The 19,588-nt window shown below is 37.8% G+C and carries 9 protein-coding genes and 2 tRNA genes; 8 read left to right on the top strand and 3 right to left on the bottom strand.

Annotated features, from left to right (window positions below):
• The first annotated feature begins 26 nt into the window (after positions 1-26).
• The 8 genes from C5471_RS06610 to C5471_RS06575 all read left to right on the top strand — a co-directional run bounded on the left by C5471_RS06610 (position 27) and on the right by C5471_RS06575 (position 18,044).
• Positions 27-1,583: a tryptophan halogenase family protein gene (locus C5471_RS06610; RefSeq protein ID WP_133816295.1), complete on the top strand. Its 1,557-nt coding sequence runs from the start codon at positions 27-29 to the stop codon at positions 1,581-1,583.
• A 746-nt stretch (positions 1,584-2,329) separates the two neighbouring features.
• Positions 2,330-3,085 carry a pentapeptide repeat-containing protein gene (locus C5471_RS06605; protein ID WP_133816294.1) on the top strand — a complete coding sequence of 252 codons (756 nt, stop codon included), beginning with the start codon at positions 2,330-2,332 and terminating at the stop codon, positions 3,083-3,085.
• Positions 3,086-3,270: 185 nt separating this feature from the next.
• Positions 3,271-11,424, top strand: a complete 8,154-nt coding sequence (locus tag C5471_RS06600) for a non-ribosomal peptide synthetase (RefSeq protein ID WP_166295725.1) — start codon at positions 3,271-3,273, stop codon at positions 11,422-11,424.
• Positions 11,425-11,590: 166 nt separating this feature from the next.
• Positions 11,591-13,363, top strand: a complete 1,773-nt coding sequence (locus C5471_RS06595; protein WP_133816290.1) for a carbamoyltransferase family protein — start codon at positions 11,591-11,593, stop codon at positions 13,361-13,363.
• A 28-nt stretch (positions 13,364-13,391) separates the two neighbouring features.
• Complete coding sequence (locus tag C5471_RS06590) at positions 13,392-15,524, top strand: hypothetical protein (protein ID WP_133816289.1); 2,133 nt, start codon at positions 13,392-13,394, stop codon at positions 15,522-15,524.
• A gap of 130 nt (positions 15,525-15,654) precedes the next feature.
• Positions 15,655-16,839 (top strand): MFS transporter, encoded by a 1,185-nt coding sequence (locus C5471_RS06585; RefSeq protein WP_133816288.1) that lies wholly within the window; start codon positions 15,655-15,657, stop codon positions 16,837-16,839.
• 91 nt (positions 16,840-16,930) lie between these two features.
• The gene (locus C5471_RS06580) at positions 16,931-17,665 is read left to right on the top strand and encodes an aspartate/glutamate racemase family protein (protein ID WP_133816287.1); all 735 of its coding nucleotides are present in this window, start codon (positions 16,931-16,933) and stop codon (positions 17,663-17,665) included.
• 112 nt (positions 17,666-17,777) lie between these two features.
• Positions 17,778-18,044: a DUF1435 family protein gene (locus C5471_RS06575; protein ID WP_133816286.1), complete on the top strand. Its 267-nt coding sequence runs from the start codon at positions 17,778-17,780 to the stop codon at positions 18,042-18,044.
• Positions 18,045-18,101: 57 nt separating this feature from the next.
• Here C5471_RS06575 and C5471_RS06570 read toward each other — a convergent pair.
• The 3 genes from C5471_RS06570 to rsmC all read right to left on the bottom strand — a co-directional run bounded on the left by C5471_RS06570 (position 18,102) and on the right by rsmC (position 19,513).
• A tRNA-Leu gene (locus tag C5471_RS06570) sits at positions 18,102-18,188 on the bottom strand.
• Positions 18,189-18,236: 48 nt separating this feature from the next.
• Positions 18,237-18,323: transfer RNA gene (locus C5471_RS06565), tRNA-Leu, on the bottom strand.
• A 173-nt stretch (positions 18,324-18,496) separates the two neighbouring features.
• Positions 18,497-19,513, bottom strand: coding sequence for a 16S rRNA (guanine(1207)-N(2))-methyltransferase RsmC (rsmC, locus tag C5471_RS06560; RefSeq protein ID WP_133816285.1), 1,017 nt, complete (start codon positions 19,511-19,513; stop codon positions 18,497-18,499).
• Positions 19,514-19,588: the final 75 nt, after the last annotated feature.

Here is a 19,588-nt window from a genome sequence, read left to right as displayed (position 1 = left end):
TGAATATCTTAATAAGTAGAGACAACATGATAAAATCAGTATTAATAGTTGGTGGTGGTACAGCTGGTTGGATGACGGCGGCTTATTTATCGAAAGCATTCGTTCAAAATGTCGATATTACAGTTTTGGAATCGAAGAAAGTAAAAAAAATAGGTGTGGGGGAAGCGACATTCAGTACAGTCCGTCATTACTTTGATTATCTTGGTTTAGATGAAAGTGAATGGTTAGCTAAATGTGCGGGAAGTTATAAATTAGGAATTAGATTCGAGAATTGGGATGGTCAAGATAATCATTTCTATCATCCCTTTGAACGTTGGGAAACAGTTAAAGGCTTTCCCATTTCTGAATGGTGGTTAAGAAAAAGTACGACAAACCAAGGTTTTGATTATGCAACTTTTTTGACACCTCACCTTTGTGAAGCTAAACGATCTCCTAGAAGACTAGATGGCTCGCTTTTTGCTCAATCTTCTGATAAATCGCTTGGTCAATCAACATTAGCAGAACAGCGGGCTCAGTTCCCATATGCCTATCATTTTGATGCGGACGAAGTTGCGAATTTTCTCAAACGTTATGCAATGAATCGAGGTGTTAGCCATATAGAAGATGATGTTACCCATGTAGAAATTGATGAGAGTGGAAACATTGGGTATTTGGAAACAAAAATACGTGGAAAACTTAAGGCTGATCTCTATATTGATTGTACCGGATTCAAAGGATTATTAATTAATCAAGCATTGAATGAACCATTTATTAGTTTCTCTGATGTATTGAAAAACAACCGCGCAGTAGCATTACGAGTACCTAGAGAGGATACTCGTGATATTGAACCGTATACAACTGCTCGTACTATGTCTAATGGATGGCGTTGGACAATTCCTTTATATAAAAGAAATGGTTATGGGTATGTATATTGTGATGAATATCAAAGCCCTGAAGAAGCTGAAGCTGAACTAAGAAGATCAATTCCATATGAAAACGCAGATTGTGCGGCAAATCATATTAGAATGAGAATTGGTCGTAGCAACCGTTCTTGGGTGAAGAATTGTGTCGCTATTGGATTATCAAGCGCATTTGTTGAACCTTTAGAATCAACTGGTATTTTTTTCATTCAACATGGAATTGAACAACTCGTTAGATTTTTTCCAAGAAGTGGCAGTAATGAACCACTAATTGAAGAATATAATACACGAGTTAATCGCGTCGTTGATGGTGTTAAAGAGTTTCTGTTGCTTCATTTTTCGCTAGCACAGCGTAATGATACTTTATACTGGAAAGAATGGAAAAATATTGAATTACCTAAAGAGCTCTTAAAAAAAATAATGTTAGCTAAGGATCACTTATTGGATAAAGATACTATCTATCCTTTCTATCACGGCTTTGAAGAATATTCGTGGAATACAATGATCTTAGGGTTGGGTTCAGGGCCATTGACTAGTAAACCAGCATTATCATTAATGATCCCTGATAAAGCGGATGAAATATTATTACAACATTATGTTAAAGCAAGAAAAATAATAAGTGGCTTACCAACATGCTATGAATATTTGCAATATCTACATAGTTCAGAAGGTAAAAACGGATAACAGATAAAAAAACTGGCGCCTAGTTGTATTAAGCAAGAGTAAGACCTTGCTGAAAAAGGATCTTAATTGAGATTAAGCTTAATTATCCAGATAACCTACATAATACTAAAAAGTTATTAGTAAATTCTTTATACGGCATTTAGATCCTCGGTAATCTAAGGGCGGTAGCGTACCAAGAGAAAGGCAAAGTATCAGATGAGTTCTCATTAGTTATATAACCCAATGTGTTTAGCGTACTTCACCGTGTGTCTGATCGTTTTTGGCAATCTATTAATCCTTGCTGGGTTGGCTGTGTATTGATCGGAGCATCATAAGCTCGATTTCTTTAGGATTTTTTTATTCTTTCATATGAAAGGTTAAAACCACCAACTTTAGTTGGTGGTTGTTGAGTTTACGGTGAGTTGATTTACTTACTCTAGTTTGGTGCTAAAGACAGTATCAGGAGAATGGTGGTGAGCTGTGGTATTTATGAGTTCCTTCAATTTATTCAATACATCCCTCTCAAATTGATGTATATATATCCAATAGATTTCAAGTTGCAGCGCGGCGGCAAGTGAACGCAGCCAACAAAGCAGCAACTTGAAAGATGAAGGGTATATAGATAATTGAGAAGGGTGATAAGATAATGGATACGGGGTTGAGGATTTCATTGGAAAATCATTTATCAAAATTTGCTTTTGTCATGCAGTTTATGGCTTGGAGTGCGTATTAATTATTATGAATCATCGCATTTGAGAAGTTTTAATATGTTTGAATATACGTTGGATATTTCGGAAATAACCGGTGTCATTGAAGGTAGAAAATTTAATAAATTGGATTGGAGTAATGAGTATCAACCAAACTTGATATTTAAAAACTGTGTTATCACTGATTCGAAATTTTCAAGTGCAGATTTAAATGGTTTGCAGTTAAAAAATTGTCAAGTATTTAACTGCAACTTTAGTGAAGCAAATATTTCAAATGGTGAATTTGAGAATACATTATTTTATAATAAAGAGAGTCAAAAAGGTTGTGATTTTCATAGTGCAAAATTATGTCATTCGAAGTTTTTTTGTTGTGATATTTCAACAAGTAATTTTTATCGTTCTGAGTTATTCGATATAACAATAGATAGATGTCAGGCTCAGGGGTGTCATTTTGAACTTGCTGACTTTACGAAAATAGTCAGTCGAAAAGTGATATTCAGTTCAGCAACATTAATAAAATCAAATTTTAAGTATTCAGACTTTGAAGGGGTATATCTTGAAAAGTGCGATTTGTCAGGAAGCAATTTAGTTTCAGTCGTATTGTCAAGAGCAAACCTTGAAGGTGCAAACTTAACCAATACCATTTTTTCTCCATCACGGTATGATGGAATGTCAATATTTAAAGCTGATCTGAGAAATGCAGAGATTTCTAACATAGATGTGAGAACATTAGATTTTTCTGGAGTTGAAATATTTGAATGGCAAATGATTCCTCTGATGGAAGATATGGGATTTATCATTCACCCAGATAATTGAAATAAAAATCACACTATATAAAGTAATCAAAATAATGCTGCTTGGGATAGAGGAAATGACACTCTTTCATAATCTATTGTGTTGGAGATTCTCCTGATTATTAAATTTTCATAATAATTTTATAATTTGCCGATTTTTTCATGTCCGTTTTTCGGGAAAAAGTACAAATAGGAGTTAGGTGAAAAATGAAAGTAAGAGAAGATATTATTGAATTGGGATCTTCAAAAGATATTTTGGTAGGAAAAGATATCAATAAAAAATGCCAAGATAGTAATAGAGTTCAGATTGACCCTAAAACGAAAAAACTATTAAACTGGCTAAAATTAACTGCTAAATCAGATTATGAGCTAATCAAAAGTAAAGAAATATCGAAGTGGTTTATTTATCAGTCAGGGAAGCTTGGACTTTTTGGGATGCAAATTCCGGCAGAATTCAACGGCATCGATATTCCTGTATCAGAAACTTCTCAAGTCATTGAGCAGTTAGCGGCTATAGATATTACTCTTGCGGCTTTCATTATACTCCAGCACTCATGTAGTCATTCAATATTCAAACATGCCAGTCGAAAGATAAGGCAGGAATATCTCTCGAAAATGTCAACTGGTGAGATGATTGGATGCTTTGCACTTAGTGAACCCGCTGCAGGTTCGAATCCACGAGGTATGGAATCAACCCTGATAAAATGCGATAAAGATTCATGGGTACTCAATGGTAGTAAATGTTGGTTAGGCGGGGCTTCTCTTGCTGGTGTGTTTATTGTATTTGCAAAACATCAGTTCGACTGTGAATCAGGAATTAGTTGCTTTGCAATTCCAGCGTCTGCTCCTGGTATAGATGTTGGTGATGAGCAGAATAACCTGGGTGTTCAAGGTCTCGGTTTACGTACTGTCACTTTTAACAATGTTGTTGTGAAAAATACTCAGTTATTAGGTGAATTGGGAAAAGGAATGCAAGTTGCCGAGAGCAGTTTATTTTCTGGGCGTGCACTAGCTAGTTCACTAACAATTGGAGTAATGAAACGTTGTGCCCAATTGATGTATAGATTTGCTTCTCAGCGTCAAATTGGTACAGGATTGCTGATAAATAATCCAGTTACAGAATTGCAATTGAGTTGGTTAATTCATGCGATAACAAGTGTGGTGACATTATCTGATCAAGTATGTGACGATTTAGATCATGGTGTATTTGTTCCTGCTAGCCTATGTATTACTGCGAAAGTTCTAGGGTCTGAGTTTGCCTGGAAAGCTACGGATAATTTAGTTCAATTGATGGGAGCGCGAGGGTTAGATGAAAGAAATGTAGCATCTGGTTTACTTAGAGATAGTCGATTTTTGAGAATAGGTGAAGGGCCAACTGAAACATTGTTAATGGAACTGGGGGCAAGATTAACGACTAAAGATTTGGAAACTGAATTTTATTTTGTTGGAAAACTTGAGGCTAAAGAAATTTGGGGCCGCCTGTATTCATCAATAAATGAAATCACAAGCTTGTGCAAAACTAAGGAGAATGGAATTGAAGCGGCTTATTATTATATTGGCCAAGTTGCAGTTTGGGCTATTTTACATGCATGCATAGAGCATCGATGCCCTTCAAGGCAAGACACTATCATTGATTGGATAAAGGATAATTATGATAAAGAATTTACCTCAGCCAAAATTAACTTAAGTCGAACAAACTCTAAGAGTCAGATAAAATATATTTCAGAGAAGATTGATAACTATAGTTTTGAGATCGGCTCGTTAGACGAGACAATCGCTACAGATTTAAGTAAGATTGATCCATTTCTTTCAAAGGAGTATTTCAATAATGAAGAAAGTCTATTGATTGATGAAGCGAAAAGATTTTATAATGATATCGAGGAAAATAGAGCACCATTAGTAAATCTTATAAAAGATTCAATGCTATCTTCAGCGTTTACATTGACGAGAAGTAGGACAACTACCTTACTTAAAGAGCAAACAAAAATTGAAGTTAAAAAAATAGCTAAATTAAATAAGAGATCTACAGCAGAAGTAATACTGACTTCGCTTTTTGTATTTTTGGCCAGAATCTCTAATCAAGAATCTATATCGATACTCATCTTCGATGCTAAGGAAAATTCGACATGTCTTTTTACCTACCAATATAAGCCTAACGATTCAATTGAAAATAACTTAGTTACTCTAAGCGGTAAAATAAAGCAGTGGTCAACTCCGAGTGAAGCGATTGTGGATGTAATAGGGAAATCAGAGAGTCATTCCCTATTACTGAGATTGGCTACAACCACAGTTTGTTTTTGTATTGGACTTTTCCCTCAATATAAAGATCTAAATGGTGTTGACATTTGTATTGTTCTCGAAGAGAAAAATAATGATTACTCAATTACATGGATTCATTCTAATGCTTTTAGCCAAGATACTATTAAACGACGAGCAGGCAATTTAATTGAACTAATTGAATCAATTCAAATTCTAAATAGGTCAGTGGCAAATTTACCCATCATCCCTGATAACGAAAAGGAAGAAATTAAGAAATATAGTGAGACAAATAATATTTCTAAAAATAAGGATAAAACATTATCTGATTTGTTTCATCAATGCTTGGAATCAAATCCTCAAGGTATAGCATTAGCTGGCTCTGATGAAAATCTTACATATCAGCAATTAGAGAAAAAAACGAATCAGATAGTGGCTATTATGCGAGACGCCGGCGTAAAGGCTTGTGATGTTATATGCCTTTGTATGGGGAGAACTTCCTATTTAATAGCTAGTTTATTAGCTATCGCTAAGATGGGAGCCACTTTTGTCGTGCTTAATGTAAGGCATCCTGTGGTGAGAAATAGAAAGATAGTCTCTAACACTGATTGTTCAATTATCCTTAGTGAGAGTTCACTTGCAAATATTGCAAAAGAGTTTGGCGAATACGTTATTGAAATTGATAGCGAATTGAAATCTGGTAACTTAAGTTCTATCACAATGAATAGCTTGGCTGCACCCGATTCTATTGCCTATATTTCGTTTACCTCTGGTTCTACTGGCGAACCTAAGGGTGTAATGGTGAGCCATAGTGCACTTTGTTTACAACTCGAAAACCGTCGGGCAATTTTAAACCTTTGTGAAAGTGATAGATTGTTATATTCGGCGGCACCGAATTTTGATGTTGCTATATGGGAGTTTTTTGGCGCATTCTCGGCGGGTTGTGCATTGGTTGTTAACGGTGACAATGAATTTAATTGGGATCCAAAAGAAGTCGTGGATACGGTGATTAAGTACGATGTCACTCACCTTCAAATTCCGCCTACTCAGCTTGGCCTGCTGCTCAATGAGAAAGATATTGAGAAATGTAGTTCTCTAACCTGCATTATTACTGGTGGGGAATTGCTGCCTAATAACGCAAGAGATGCGATACAGTCAAAGATAAAGGTAAACCTATATCACTTTTACGGGCCAACTGAGGCAGTTATTGATACCAGTTATTGGCAATGCAGAATAGGTGAACAACAATCATCGACTTATATTGGTCTCCCTTGCCCGCATAGGCAGATATTCATACTTGACCATGATATGCAGCAAGTCCCTATTGGTGTACCTGGAGAAATGTATATTGCAGGGAAGCCTCTTGCGAATGGGTACTTGTTAAGACCACAGTTGACTGAGTCCCGGTTTATTAGGAATCCGTTTACAGAGGATGAAGACTCATTCATGTACAAAAGTGGTGATAAAGCCCGCTTTATATCTGGAGGTGGGCTGGAATTCTTAGGGAGAATTGACCAGCAGATTAAGATCAATGGTGTCAGGGTAGAGCCGGGAGAGATAGAAAACGTATTAGAAAGCCACGTATCTATCATGCAACTCAGAGTCGCGTTAAGAAGCAATGATCAAGATAAAGTAAATCAGTTCTTGGTTGCTTACTATGTTCCATTTGAAGACGAGGTAGTTGATAAAAATCAGCTTAGACAATTTGCAAAAGAACATTTACCAAAGGAGATGGTGCCAAGTTTATTTGTAGAGCTAAAAGCTCTCCCTTTAACTTCAACAGGTAAGTTAGATATTCGTGCTCTGCCAGACATTGTTGATTCGCGTAAAATAGAAACTTCAAAAATTGATACTTCTTCAACGATAGGCAAAGTTCGCTATATATGGCAAGAAGTGCTTGGTAGACAGGTAAATGATGATCATACAGACTTCTTTGAAATTGGTGGTCATTCTCTGACGGCTGTCAAAGTAATTACTCAGTTAAGAGAGATCATTTCAGTAGATATTAAAATGAGTGATTTCTTGGGAAATTCAACAATACAAGGATTGGCTAAAATTATTGAAGAAAAAGGGAAAAGTATCTATATAGAAAAACCGACCTCGACTTCAAGGGAGGGGCTGATTCCTTTATCAGGAACACAGGAAAATTTATGGTATCTTTACCTGCTCAATCCGCAGTCTTCCGCTTATAACTGCCCTGAAGCTGTTCGGTTATTGGGAAAGGTTTGCTTGAATAGTTTAGAGAAAGCACTGAGTGATATTTTTAAACGCCATGAATCTTTAAGAACAACATTCTATGCACTGGATGGTGTTCCTTATCAAAAAATTTCACCAATTTCAGAATTTAAACCTAGGGTCTTATACTTTAATAATATTTCTGAACAAAAATTTTCAGAAGAATATAAAAAATTTATAGAGGCTGAATCAGCCAGGCCGTTTAATTTAGAAAAAGATTGCTTATTCAGAGTATTACTGATGATTAATAATGATGAATATATTCTCTTTTGGAATTTTCATCATATTATTGCTGATGGTACCTCTTCTGCAAACATATTTATCAATGAACTTAGCAATCTCTATTCTTACTATTTAAATGAAAAAAGTATTTTTCTGCCTGTGATTGAGATACAACCTATTGATTATATGCGCTGGTATAATACCTTTATGGATGAATCAAAGCGTATTAAAAAATTAGATTTTTGGCGTGATGAGTTAGAAGGTGCGCCTTCTGAAGTTGATATCACGCTAAGGAATGCTTCACCGATTAATATCAGTGATAAAGGTTGTCGATTCTATTTTAAATTACCGGAAAAAGTTATAACTCAGCTTGATGCGTTTTCGAAAAACAATGGATTCACCCAATTTGAGATTATGATTACAGCCTTCTCGGTTCTTATTCATATTGTCAGCGGTGAAGATGATTTCACTATTGGTACTGTTGTGGCTGGACGACATCATAGTGCTATCGAGAATGTCATAGGAAATTTCGCCAATGTCGTTGTGACAAGACATAATGATTTTAAACAGACGACCATTCTCAATTATCTTGAATTAATACGAAATAAATTAGCTGATATATTTGAACATTCTGATATCCCCTTTGATGAAGTCGTTTCAGAAATATGCTCTGGCCGTAAGAAAAATAAAAATCCATTATTTAATATTTTCTTTTCTCTTTATAATGGAAAAAGGAGCTATCTTAATATTGATGGTACAGAGCGGAAATGGTTATTATTGGATCCAGGTTACGCTCAGTTCGACGTTAGTTTGGCCTTATTTTCTGATGTAAGTTCGATTAATGGGTATATTGAGTATAAGGTAGACCTTTTTGATGAAGATACAGTAAATCGACTTTTTCGTTATTATATGAAAGTGATTGATTATATTTTAGTGAATCCAGAACAAAATATCGATTATATTGAATTGGTTGATAATGAGGAAAAAAATAAGCTCGTTAAAGAGTGGAATAATGTAAGAGGACCTGTGGCAACAGATAAAGCCTTACATGAGATCTTTGAAGAACAGGTTGAATTATATCCTAATAACATTGCAGTTAAGTTTGCAGATAAATATTTAACATATGAAGAGTTAAATAAAAGGGCTAATAAGTTGGCACACTATTTAAATCATTCTGGTATCAATCCTGGCAATTTGGTTGGATTGTGTGTTCAGCCATCTATCGAAATGTTCGTCGGTTTATTAGGTATTGTGAAGGCAGGGGCAGGATATGTACCATTAGATCCTACTCTTCCAGCTGCTAGAATCGATTTTATAGTGAAAAATAGTGACTCAGTTGCTGTTTTAACTCAATTAACTTTAGCTAAAGCAGTTGCACATTGTGGTATTAATCTAATATTGCTTGACGAAGAGCAGCAGTTGTTTAAAGAGTACAAAGAAACAGCTCCTTCACATTCCATTCCTTCCGATAATATTCTGTATATGATTTTTACATCAGGATCTACAGGTATCCCGAAAGGAGTTCAGACTCAACACTACAATGTCGCCGCTCTAGTTTGTAACACTAATCATATGCAATGTGATAAAGAAGACATTTTTGCAAAAGTTAATAACTTTGCGTTTGATATTTCCACATGGGAAATTTGGACACCACTATTGCATGGCGCGTCTATTACTGTTGTTCCCGATTCTATGAAGCTGATCCCTCAGGAGTTTGCCGCTTTCATCAAGCAACAAAAAGTCACTATGCTTTATCTTCCTACAGCGCTTTATCATACGATTGCCACCGAGTTGCCGGAAAGTTTTGGGGGACTTAAGTTGCTCGTTGTTGGTGGTGAAGCGCTTGATCCGACAAAAGCACGATCTGTTTTGGAAAGTAAAGCGCCACCAAGAGGTTTTATTAACGCTTATGGCCCGACAGAAGTGACATGTTCATCTGCATGGTTTGATGTTAAAAAGCTTGTTAAAGACGCGAAGAGGGTTCCAATTGGTAGGCCGATTACGAATACGCAATTTTATGTTTTAAATAGTGAGCAAAAGATTCTCCCAATCGGAGCCAAAGGTGAGTTATATATTGGTGGCGCAGGAGTGTCAAAAGGTTATAGGAAGAATCCAAAATTAACGGAACGCCACTTCTTAAAAAACAGGTTAGGTTCTGACAAACGATTTGATAAACTCTATCGTACCGGAGACGTTGTTAGATATTTAGCTGATGGTAATCTAGAGTTTATGGGCAGAACTGATCATCAAGTTAAGATCCGGGGATTTAGAATAGAAATTGGAGAAATAGAAGGTACGTTGAGAAAGCATCCTTTGATAAAGGCTGCTATTGTTTTAGTTCAGGAAGAATCACCTGGAAATAAACGACTAATAGCATTTATCGAATTTCACAAAGGACATCGTAGTGTACCAATAAGTATCATAAGAAAATACTTGGTTGAAAATCTGCCAGCTTATATGGTTCCTTCAATGATCAAGGTCCTAAATGTCTTACCATTGAATAATAATGGTAAAGTAGACAGAAATAAGCTAAATCAGATTGAAATAGAACCAGACAGTAAAGGTAGCTGTTTACGTTATCCCCGAGACCATGTAGAGCTGTCACTCTGCCTTATTTGGGAAGAAGTTGTCGGATTTCATAATCCAACATTAGATATGAACTTCTTTGAAAGTGGAGGTGATTCCCTCCGGGCGGTCCGTTTACTTTCTGAGATTAATAAAAAATTTGGCAAGCATTTATCTTTAGATACTTTATATGATGGAGGAAATATTGAATCACTGGCATTAAAAATAAAGGGAAATGATATAGATAATACAAGTCGTACTTTAATACCTCTCACTAAAAATAAGTCTAATGATAAACCTGTATTTATCGTTCATCCTCTGAGTGGCAGCGCAATGTGCTATATCCCATTAGCCACAATGCTAGCTAGTCCGCTTTATGCTTTCCAATCACCCTCACTTAACAAGCAATGGATACATGAACCAATAGATACTGTTGAAGTGCTGGCTTCAATGTACATTGATGAAATGTTAAAAGTTCAAGAACAGGGCCCTTTTGTGCTTGGAGGGTGGTCTTTTGGTGGAATAATAGCTTTTGAGATGGCAAGGCAACTTGAATCAAGTGGTCATGAAGTGTCTAAGCTATTTCTGTTTGATAGTGCGGCACCCGGTAAAGTTCATAAAGAGTTAAATATGGTGAAAATTCTTAATCTTTGCTTGGAGGAAATTATTGGGCAATTTGGCATGCATATTGATGTTGATTTAAAAAGCATGAGTAAACTGACCAACAACGAGATACTTCATGCTGTATTAAATATCATTAAAGAACATGGTGGATTTGCTCCAGATGCTGATGTAGCTATGCTTGAACGCATGATTGACACTTGCCTGATCAACTCCAAAGTGTCATCAAAATACACAGCTGATACTGTAAACATTGACACTATTCTCTTCCGGGCTAAGGATAGTTCACATATGGAGGAGATGTTGGTATCTCCTAATGAGGTTAAAGAAAGATGTTTGGGTTGGAGCCAGCATATTTCTGGTGACCTCATCATTGAAGATATTGATGGTCATCATATGTCGATGATGTTCCAACCTAATATTGACGCTATTTCTGCGATAATAAATAAATTGATGGATTAGAATCATTAATAGCGTGAGCTGATTTTATATAATTATTACATACTCTTGTTTTTATTAATAAGGATATGTAACAAATATGTCACCAGGATTTAATTTTGTAAATGAAAAAAGATATGAAACAGCGGTTTTATTAAAATAATCTCTAGCAAAAATAGGGTATGACGCTATGAATATAATTGGTATTTCTGCAAATTTTCATGATTCTTCTTGTGCTCTGATCAGTGATGGTCAACTGATAGCGGCTGTTTCAGAAGAGCGATTTTCCAGATTCAAAAATGATTCCAGACTGCCAGTTAGAGCTTTCAGGTATTGTTTAGAGGAGGGTGGGATTGATATTACTGATATCGACTGTATCGCTTATTATGAAAATCCGTATAAAAAGCTATCCCGGCAACTCGCTTCTGGTTTTAATTTTTCTGCTGCCAACGGTCTTCATTGGCTGGATTGCCATAAGCCATTTCGTGATATCACTGAAATATTGGGATATGAGAAAGAGATCAAATTCTACGATCATCATATGGCACATGCCGCCGGAAGCTATCTATTTTCTGGCTTTACTGACGCAGCCATATTAACTTCTGATGGCGTCGGTGAATGGGAGACGTCTACTTTTGGGTATGCTCAAGGCGATGACATTAATTTGTTCGGTAAAATTGAATATCCAAATTCGGTCGGTCTCTTTTATAGCACCATAACTAACTATCTAGGATTCAGAGTACTGAGTGGTGAATATAAAGTCATGGGATTGGCGCCTTATGGCAATCCGATATATACCGATAAGTTGAGAGAAATGTTCAGTATGGAGAAAAAGCTTAGTTTTAAGCTGAACATGAAATTCTTTGACTTTAGCCAGATGAATAGAATGTATACGGATGCATTTATCGATTTGATTGGCTTTCCTCCGAGAGAGCAAGAATCTGTGATGTTGCAACATCACATGGATTTAGCCAAAAGTTTGCAGGTTATTCTGGAGGAGATTCTCATCAAGCAAGTTCATGACTTGAGTAAAAAAATCGATTCGACAAACTTATGCTTATCGGGAGGTGTGGCACTAAATTGTGTTGCTACACAGGCCATCCGTAAGACAGGTTTATTTAAGAATATCTTTATTCCCCCTGCAGCCGGAGATTCGGGTTCCGCCTTGGGTGCGGCTGCATTAGCTCATATTGAGATGACCGGAAAACGACATAGTTACCAGCCATTTACAAACCCCTATCTCGGCCCGAAGTTTGATAATGAAAAAATATTGGAAATGCTAACTTCAATGGAAATTGAAACTTTAGATTTTCGGGGAAATAGAGAGGGTTTTGAACAAGTTATTGTCGAAATGCTGACAAATGGCAAAGTTATTGGTTGGTTTCAAGGTCGAATGGAATTCGGCCCACGTGCTTTAGGAGCACGAAGTATTATTGCGGATCCAAGAGATCCTGCCATGCGAGATCGGCTAAATGCATTGGTTAAAAAGAGAGAAGGTTTTAGGCCATTTGCGCCAGCCATCCTGGAAAAGGAAGCGGCGAATCATATTGAATTATCAATCCCAACTCCATTCATGCTTGAAACTTGTCAGGTAACGTCAGATTTAAGTTTACCCGCAATCACTCATATTGATGGTTCTTGCCGACCACAAACCGTCGCTGCTGATATTAATCCAAAGTTTCATTCTCTCCTGAAAGCGTTTTATAACGCAACGAATTGTCCAATATTAGTGAATACCTCATTTAATATTAGAGGAGAGCCAATCGTTTGTACCCCATTTGATGCGATAAGATGTTTCGGTAATTCAGGAATTGATGTATTAGTACTGGAAGATTTTATTATTGATCGCTCTATGCTTTCCGAAGCATTTCCCAAGATGGCCGAAAGAGAGTTTAGCTTAATTAAACCGCCTCATGATCTATTCACCGGGCAATCTATAGAAGCTATCTATACCTTTATCTAAAATAAACTTAAGTGTTTAGGAAAATAATATGAATCAATCTAACGTTAACACTGATAAGTTAGCTATGTTTCTTTCTGATAATAAAGAAAACGCCTTGGAAATTATGCGATTGGCTCAGATTTATTTGATTAATAAGGATCAAGAAAATAACAATACGGCGCTTTTTAATAATATTCCTCAATGTAATGAAAATATTGACGGATACACTGCTATTGGTACATGGCATCCAACGAAAATTGATGATGAAATTACGTTTATAAGGCGCGAGCAGTCTGATTCCATTTTTTGGGAGAGTTCACGGCAGCAATTGATAGTGGGTAAGGTAACAGGGGTGAAAAGGGTATGTCTTATCGGCGAATCTGCTGCGTTAGGCATGTTTTTCTCACCCCATACTACGCCAGCTAAAACATTAGCTCACTTACTTAACCAGAATTCCGATATCGAATGGGAAGTTATTGATCTTGCAAAAAGCTGCATAAATGCAGGCGGGTTATTAGAGACTTGTCAGGCGAGTTTACAATTACAACCGGACTATGTGATTATTCTTGCTGGTAACAATTGGTTTTCAGATGTGTTGTTTGAGCATGATGCACCTTTAGAAAGACGTAGAAATTATGCCAATGTGCTTGCAAACTCAGGCCCCAATGGCATTGCGGTTGAGTATAGGCAAAAGTTAGAAAAGAATGCAGAAATATTAATAAATAGAATGGAGGCGATATCTAGAGAAAGCAGCGCTGAATTTATTTTTGCTTTACCTGCATCAAATTACGCAGATTGGGAGCGTAAAACACCTCTTCATTGGTTGGGTAATGGCAAAACTGCTGAATGGTATGAATTATACCGAAATGCATTACAAGCAATAATGAACCGACAGTATGTTGAGGCTTTGGCATTGGGCCTAAATATGATCAATATTGATGGCGGTATTGCAGCCACTTCTAACCGTATTGTGGCTAATAGCTTGATTGCATTGAATCGTGCTGAAGAAGCTAAGTCATACCTGGATGCAGAATGCAGTTATTCGTTAATGTATGATCTTGTAACATCATTCCCAGGTACCCCATCATTTGTTAAAGAGCGTATTATCCAACAACGCGTCGGTATTAAAATCATCGATCTGGAATATTATTTCTCTCAGTATTTAGGCTCAAGTGTACTGGATGATTCACTTTTTGTTGATTATTGCCATATGACACCAGAAGGTTTCAAAGTTGCGATGGCTCCTATAGCAGAATGGCTAATGAATCATGGAAAAGATAAGCCAGACGCAAACTGGGAGGTAATGGCAGGAAAAGCCATTGAATTGAACGTATCCTCATATGATTTAGCGGTTTCTTATTTTTACACCGCTTTATACAACAGCCATATAAATCGACCACTTGATGAAGTAGCAGAAAGAGAGCGGATCGTTAAATTATTTGAAAAAGCCGTTCAGTACTCGGCAGAAATATTGGATGTTATGGAGCTTTATGTTAAAGCCAGAAGTTGTGAGAAAGGTGAGGGATTTAGTCTAAGTCGAGCAGGGCAAAAGTTACTTGAACTTGTCAATTCTCCACTCGACTTTCCAGTAGCTCAAGCGTCGCCTGGCGCAGATGCGCAAACTATTGACGCAATTTGTGAAATATTTGATAAGCACGGCCGTAATGGTAAGGCTTTAAAAGAGTTTTATCAAAAGAGCTACATCGACCAACTTAAACACGGCATAGATTTGACAGAACCGCAATATATTGATCGAGTGAGTGCTGTCATTAGAGTTTCTGTAGATCCTGAGGTCAATACACGGAGATGCCTGCCGTACTTTAAATCGTGGTGGCCGACATCATCATTTACGCTGATCACCAGCGGTAGTCATGATCTAAATATGGAGATTACGAGCAGGGTCCAGAAATATATCGAAAAAAGTAAAATCAGGCTTTTAATGAACGGTGAGTTGCTTGCAGAAATGGAGCCATCATCGGCATGGTCCCATTACAAGTTAATTATCCCAAGCTTTCTCACTAAGCCAGGATTTAACACAGTTACCTTGGAATGGCCTAAATTGGCACAGGATGAAGAAAAGGAAGTGTTGAACATATCCTCTCGATACAATAAAGGTTTAAAGATCGAAATATTTCCGGTTTTTGGTGAATTATTCTCATTGAAAGTTTCTTATTCACAATAATCTGGATCTTTATATAATATCTTCATGATCTGCCATCCATTCAACAAATCTAGTTTATAGGTATTGTTTGATGGCAGCTCTTTGTGTTTATATTATATAGGACTAACAATGATCAGAGGTGAACTTATTTATGCCGCCGTTAATGTTGAGGCTACTCCCTATAGTACTTATTGTTGGAATGGTTCCATCATTTGTAGAAGTTGATATCACTTTGCCCGCATTTCCTCAAATGCTGGGATTCTTTTTTGCCACTGAATCGGCAGTGCAATTGACTTTAATTGTAAACTTCCTAGGGTTGTGTATATTCACGCCTATATTTGGTCCCCTTTCAGAATCATACGGGCGAAGAAAGATAATTTTAATTGGAGCCACTCTATTCTTTATTGGTAGTGTAGGCTGTTCGACTGTGGGTGATCTTAGCCAATTGTACTTATTTAGGTTTATCCAAGGAGTAGGGTGCGGTGCTATTTGGGTTGTGGGGTTTATTATTTGCTCTGATACCTATAAAGATGAGGAGTCAGTACAGGTTTTTGGTATTCTTAACTCAGCAATTTCAATGGCCCTCATTATAGCGCCTATTGTGGGCTCTCTTATTGTTGCGCATTACAGTTGGAGGTCTGTCTACCACTTAATAGCTTTACTGAGCTTTCTTTCTCTGATAGCGGTGTTCATCATTCCTGAAACAAATCATAATACGACAAAGTTGAGTGTAAGTGACGTTGTGAGAGATTATCATCAACTTATATTCAATATGCGTTTTTTAATATATGCTTTCACTCCTGGATTATTAGTGTCTGCATGTATTGCCTATGTATCTGTTGTCCCCTTCTTATATATAGATAAAATGGGAATGAGCTACTACGTATTTGCAGTACACCAAGCGATATTAGGAATATGTTTAGCGGTAGCTGGATTCTATTCAGGTGCTTTGAATAGAAATATTGGCTCAGTTAATTGTATTTGTTTAAGTATTGTAATCTGTTTGATAGGTTGCAGTTTATTAATTATATTTGGTCATCTTTATCCTAAGTCTGCAATACCTTTTACGCTATCAATGGCCGTTATTTGTATTGGTTCTGCTTTTCAATATAGTATGGTGTTCTCTCGTTCTTTAGCGTTGTATCCTAAATTAGTTGGCACTGCCTCATCCTTATTAACTTTTTTTCGGCTTATATTCTTCAGTCTCAGTGTCTTTATTTCTGGGTGGGCATTTACTGGAGAATTATTTAATTCAGCAATCACAGTATCATCGATAATCTCTGTGGGACTGTTATTTTCATTATTCGTTTTAATTGATTTGAGAAGATGTAAGTAGAGAAATTAACGGTAGGTCACATGTTAGTTAATTAAATTATCTTGCTAATGACACTGATTATTTATTGATATTTATTTTATTGAGATCATTTATGAGAATTAAAGTTATCGTTCCACTGCTGACATCAAAATATAATTCAGCAATACAAGAAGAGCTTACTCCCTATGTTGCACCGGACGTATCAGTTACTGTTGTTAATTTGGCGTCTGGCTCGCCTTCGATCGAGTCTCGTTACGATGAGATATATTCAACACCTGAGATTGTCAGCAAGATCGTCAAGTCTGAAGAGGAAGGATATGATGGAGTTTTCGTGAGTTGTGTAAGCGATCCAGCTATTTCTGTTGCGAGAGAGCTAGTTGATATTCCTATCGTTGGTGGATTCGAGCCTGCTGCGTTAAGTGCTGGAATGATTTCGAAGTGTTGGGGAATTATTACAATTACCCAGTCTTGCGCACGTTTGATTAGAGACCTTGCGACTCTGGCTGGTATTCACCAGCAGTTGGCCTGTATTCGTAGTATGAATCAACCTATTGACGAATTGCATCAAGTACCAGGAAAGCTAGAAGAGGTGCTACTTGCTCAAATTAAAAAGATGGTGAGTGAAGACCGTGTAACAGCCATCGTCTTAGGTTGTACCGGGATGATGGGAATGGCGAAGTATCTATCTAAAGAAATGGAAGCAATAGGAACGCCAATCCAAGTAATTGACCCTTCAGCAGTCGCATTGGGCTATTTACAAATGATGATAAGAGCTGGTCTTACGCATAGCCGATTGGAGTACCCAAAGTTGAATTTAAGGGAAAGAGTGATTAGCTGTATTAAGTGACCTTGTCTGCCATGCTGAGTAATCCTCTTATCTCATGATTGCAACTGGCTTGTGCTTGACACTTTTTCATATATGATATTGGTAATCATTATCATTTGATTTGGTGCAAGTTATGATCAGGGTTAAAGATAGAGACAGATCGTTTTTCTGGCAGGGAATCACCAGTTTGTGGGGAATGGGGTTATCCAGTCTGGCCGGAATGCTATTCGTCATCATCAATCCAGGGGTTGGGCAGCTTAAAATTGGGGTTGTCGTCGCAATGCTGCTGACTTTATTTATGTTGCTGAACCAGAAGTCACGCCATTTTTTGTTAATTCCATCGGGGTTTGCTGTGTTGTGTGTCTTATTAGCTGGGGCGCATCGGTTTGGCTGTTTTTGATGTTTTGTTGAAGGAAAAACGGGTGAGGAGGAAGATTAATGCAGAAAATGAACAGATTGGTGCGAAAGGAGGGACTTGAACCCTCACGTCCGTAAGGACACTAACACCTGAAGCTAGCGCGTCTACCAATTCCGCCACCCTCGCAGGTACTGTCATTTCTTGTTGCCGAATTTAATCAGCGGTTGTCTGATTTGGTGCGAAGGGGGGGACTTGAACCCCCACGTCCGAAAGGACACTAACACCTGAAGCTAGCGCGTCTACCAATTCCGCCACCCTCGCAAATTCAGACACTATCCAGCCAGTCGCTTGATAGCATGGGGGCGAATTCTAGAGGTTTTGCAGCCTGCGTCAATCATTATTTATTACAGCGTCGCATGATTGCCGTAAAAATCATCGCTCCTTACGATTTTGTTAAAACAGCCTGTCCGTGGGCCAGGGGCAGGCTGAACAAATCAGAATTTTTTCGTTGCCTGGTAAACTTTAAATTTACCCGTCTGAGCAATGACTTCATGATTGCCAAAAGTTTTATCCAGTAAATCGGGATAAGGCAGGAAAGCGTTGGCGACAATCCGTAGTTTGCCTCCGGGTTTAAGGTAGTTAGGCGCTTGGCGGATCAGGTCATCCGCTGCTTGTAGATTGGTTTTCAGCCCGTCATGGAAGGGGGGATTGGAGATAATCCAGTTGAATTTATCTTCAATGTTGGAATAAACGTTACTGACTACAACATGACCTTTCAGCTTATTGGCTTTTAACGTTGCTTTACTGGAAGCGATAGCCGCTGCATTGACATCACTGAGAGTGAGCGCTAACTCAGGGTTTTTCTTACCCAGTACGGCAGCCAGAACACCAGCACCACATGCGATATCCAGTAAGTTGCCAGAGAGAGGTTTGTCAAAAGTGGAGAGTAATAAACGGCTACCAACATCCAGTCCATCCTGGCTGAATATCCCCGGCAAAGTATTCACCGTAACGTTTTCCACCTGATAACTGTTCCACCAATTTTCCTGATCAAACAGCACTTCATGTTCCAGCCGGCCATAGAACAGGCTGCAACGGCGGGCACTGTCGATTTTCCGGAAAGTTGCCATTCCTTCCATCAGTTTGTCTACACTGCGTACTCCGCTACGGTTTTCACCGACAACAAAAATATCAATATCTTTTGGCAGAACAGAAAACAAGCTGCGTAACTGAAAGCGAGCTTCCTGCTTACTCTTGGGCCAGTAGTAGATCAGTGTGTCACAACTCTGGGTAAATCCCTTTTCTGCTACCAAACCAAACAAGGCATTATCGCCCAGAGTACGGATCAGTGATTGCCAGTGATGATACTGGTTAGTGTGTACTCGCACACTGGTAGCATCAATTTGGGTTGCCAGTGTGTCTTGGATATCACCGGCGAGTAGCAGGTGATGAGAACCAAATTGTTCACTGTGACGCAAAATAACTTCGCTGGCGGGGGTTAACGCAGACATTTGTCTATAGCTCCTTTGTGTTCTGTTTTATGTTTTGTGTCAAGTATCAGGGACGGGTAAATCTACAGCCCAATA

The sequence above is a fragment of the Photorhabdus tasmaniensis genome, assembly GCF_011189505.1.
GTDB lineage: Bacteria > Pseudomonadota > Gammaproteobacteria > Enterobacterales > Enterobacteriaceae > Photorhabdus > Photorhabdus tasmaniensis.
This window is presented reverse-complemented; position numbering and strand designations above follow the sequence as displayed.

Bases quoted from the DNA above. Each gene is read 5' to 3' on its own strand.
- C5471_RS06575 (WP_133816286.1), top strand. From the start codon at position 17,778: ATGATCAGGGTTAAAGATAGAGACAGATCGTTTTTCTGGCAGGGAATC.
- C5471_RS06605 (WP_133816294.1), top strand. From the start codon at position 2,330: ATGTTTGAATATACGTTGGATATTTCGGAAATAACCGGTGTCATTGAA.
- C5471_RS06600 (WP_166295725.1), top strand. From the start codon at position 3,271: ATGAAAGTAAGAGAAGATATTATTGAATTGGGATCTTCAAAAGATATT.
- C5471_RS06610 (WP_133816295.1), top strand. From the start codon at position 27: ATGATAAAATCAGTATTAATAGTTGGTGGTGGTACAGCTGGTTGGATG.
- C5471_RS06595 (WP_133816290.1), top strand. From the start codon at position 11,591: ATGAATATAATTGGTATTTCTGCAAATTTTCATGATTCTTCTTGTGCT.
- C5471_RS06580 (WP_133816287.1), top strand. From the start codon at position 16,931: ATGAGAATTAAAGTTATCGTTCCACTGCTGACATCAAAATATAATTCA.
- C5471_RS06590 (WP_133816289.1), top strand. From the start codon at position 13,392: ATGAATCAATCTAACGTTAACACTGATAAGTTAGCTATGTTTCTTTCT.
- rsmC (WP_133816285.1), bottom strand. From the start codon at position 19,513: ATGTCTGCGTTAACCCCCGCCAGCGAAGTTATTTTGCGTCACAGTGAA.
- C5471_RS06585 (WP_133816288.1), top strand. From the start codon at position 15,655: ATGCCGCCGTTAATGTTGAGGCTACTCCCTATAGTACTTATTGTTGGA.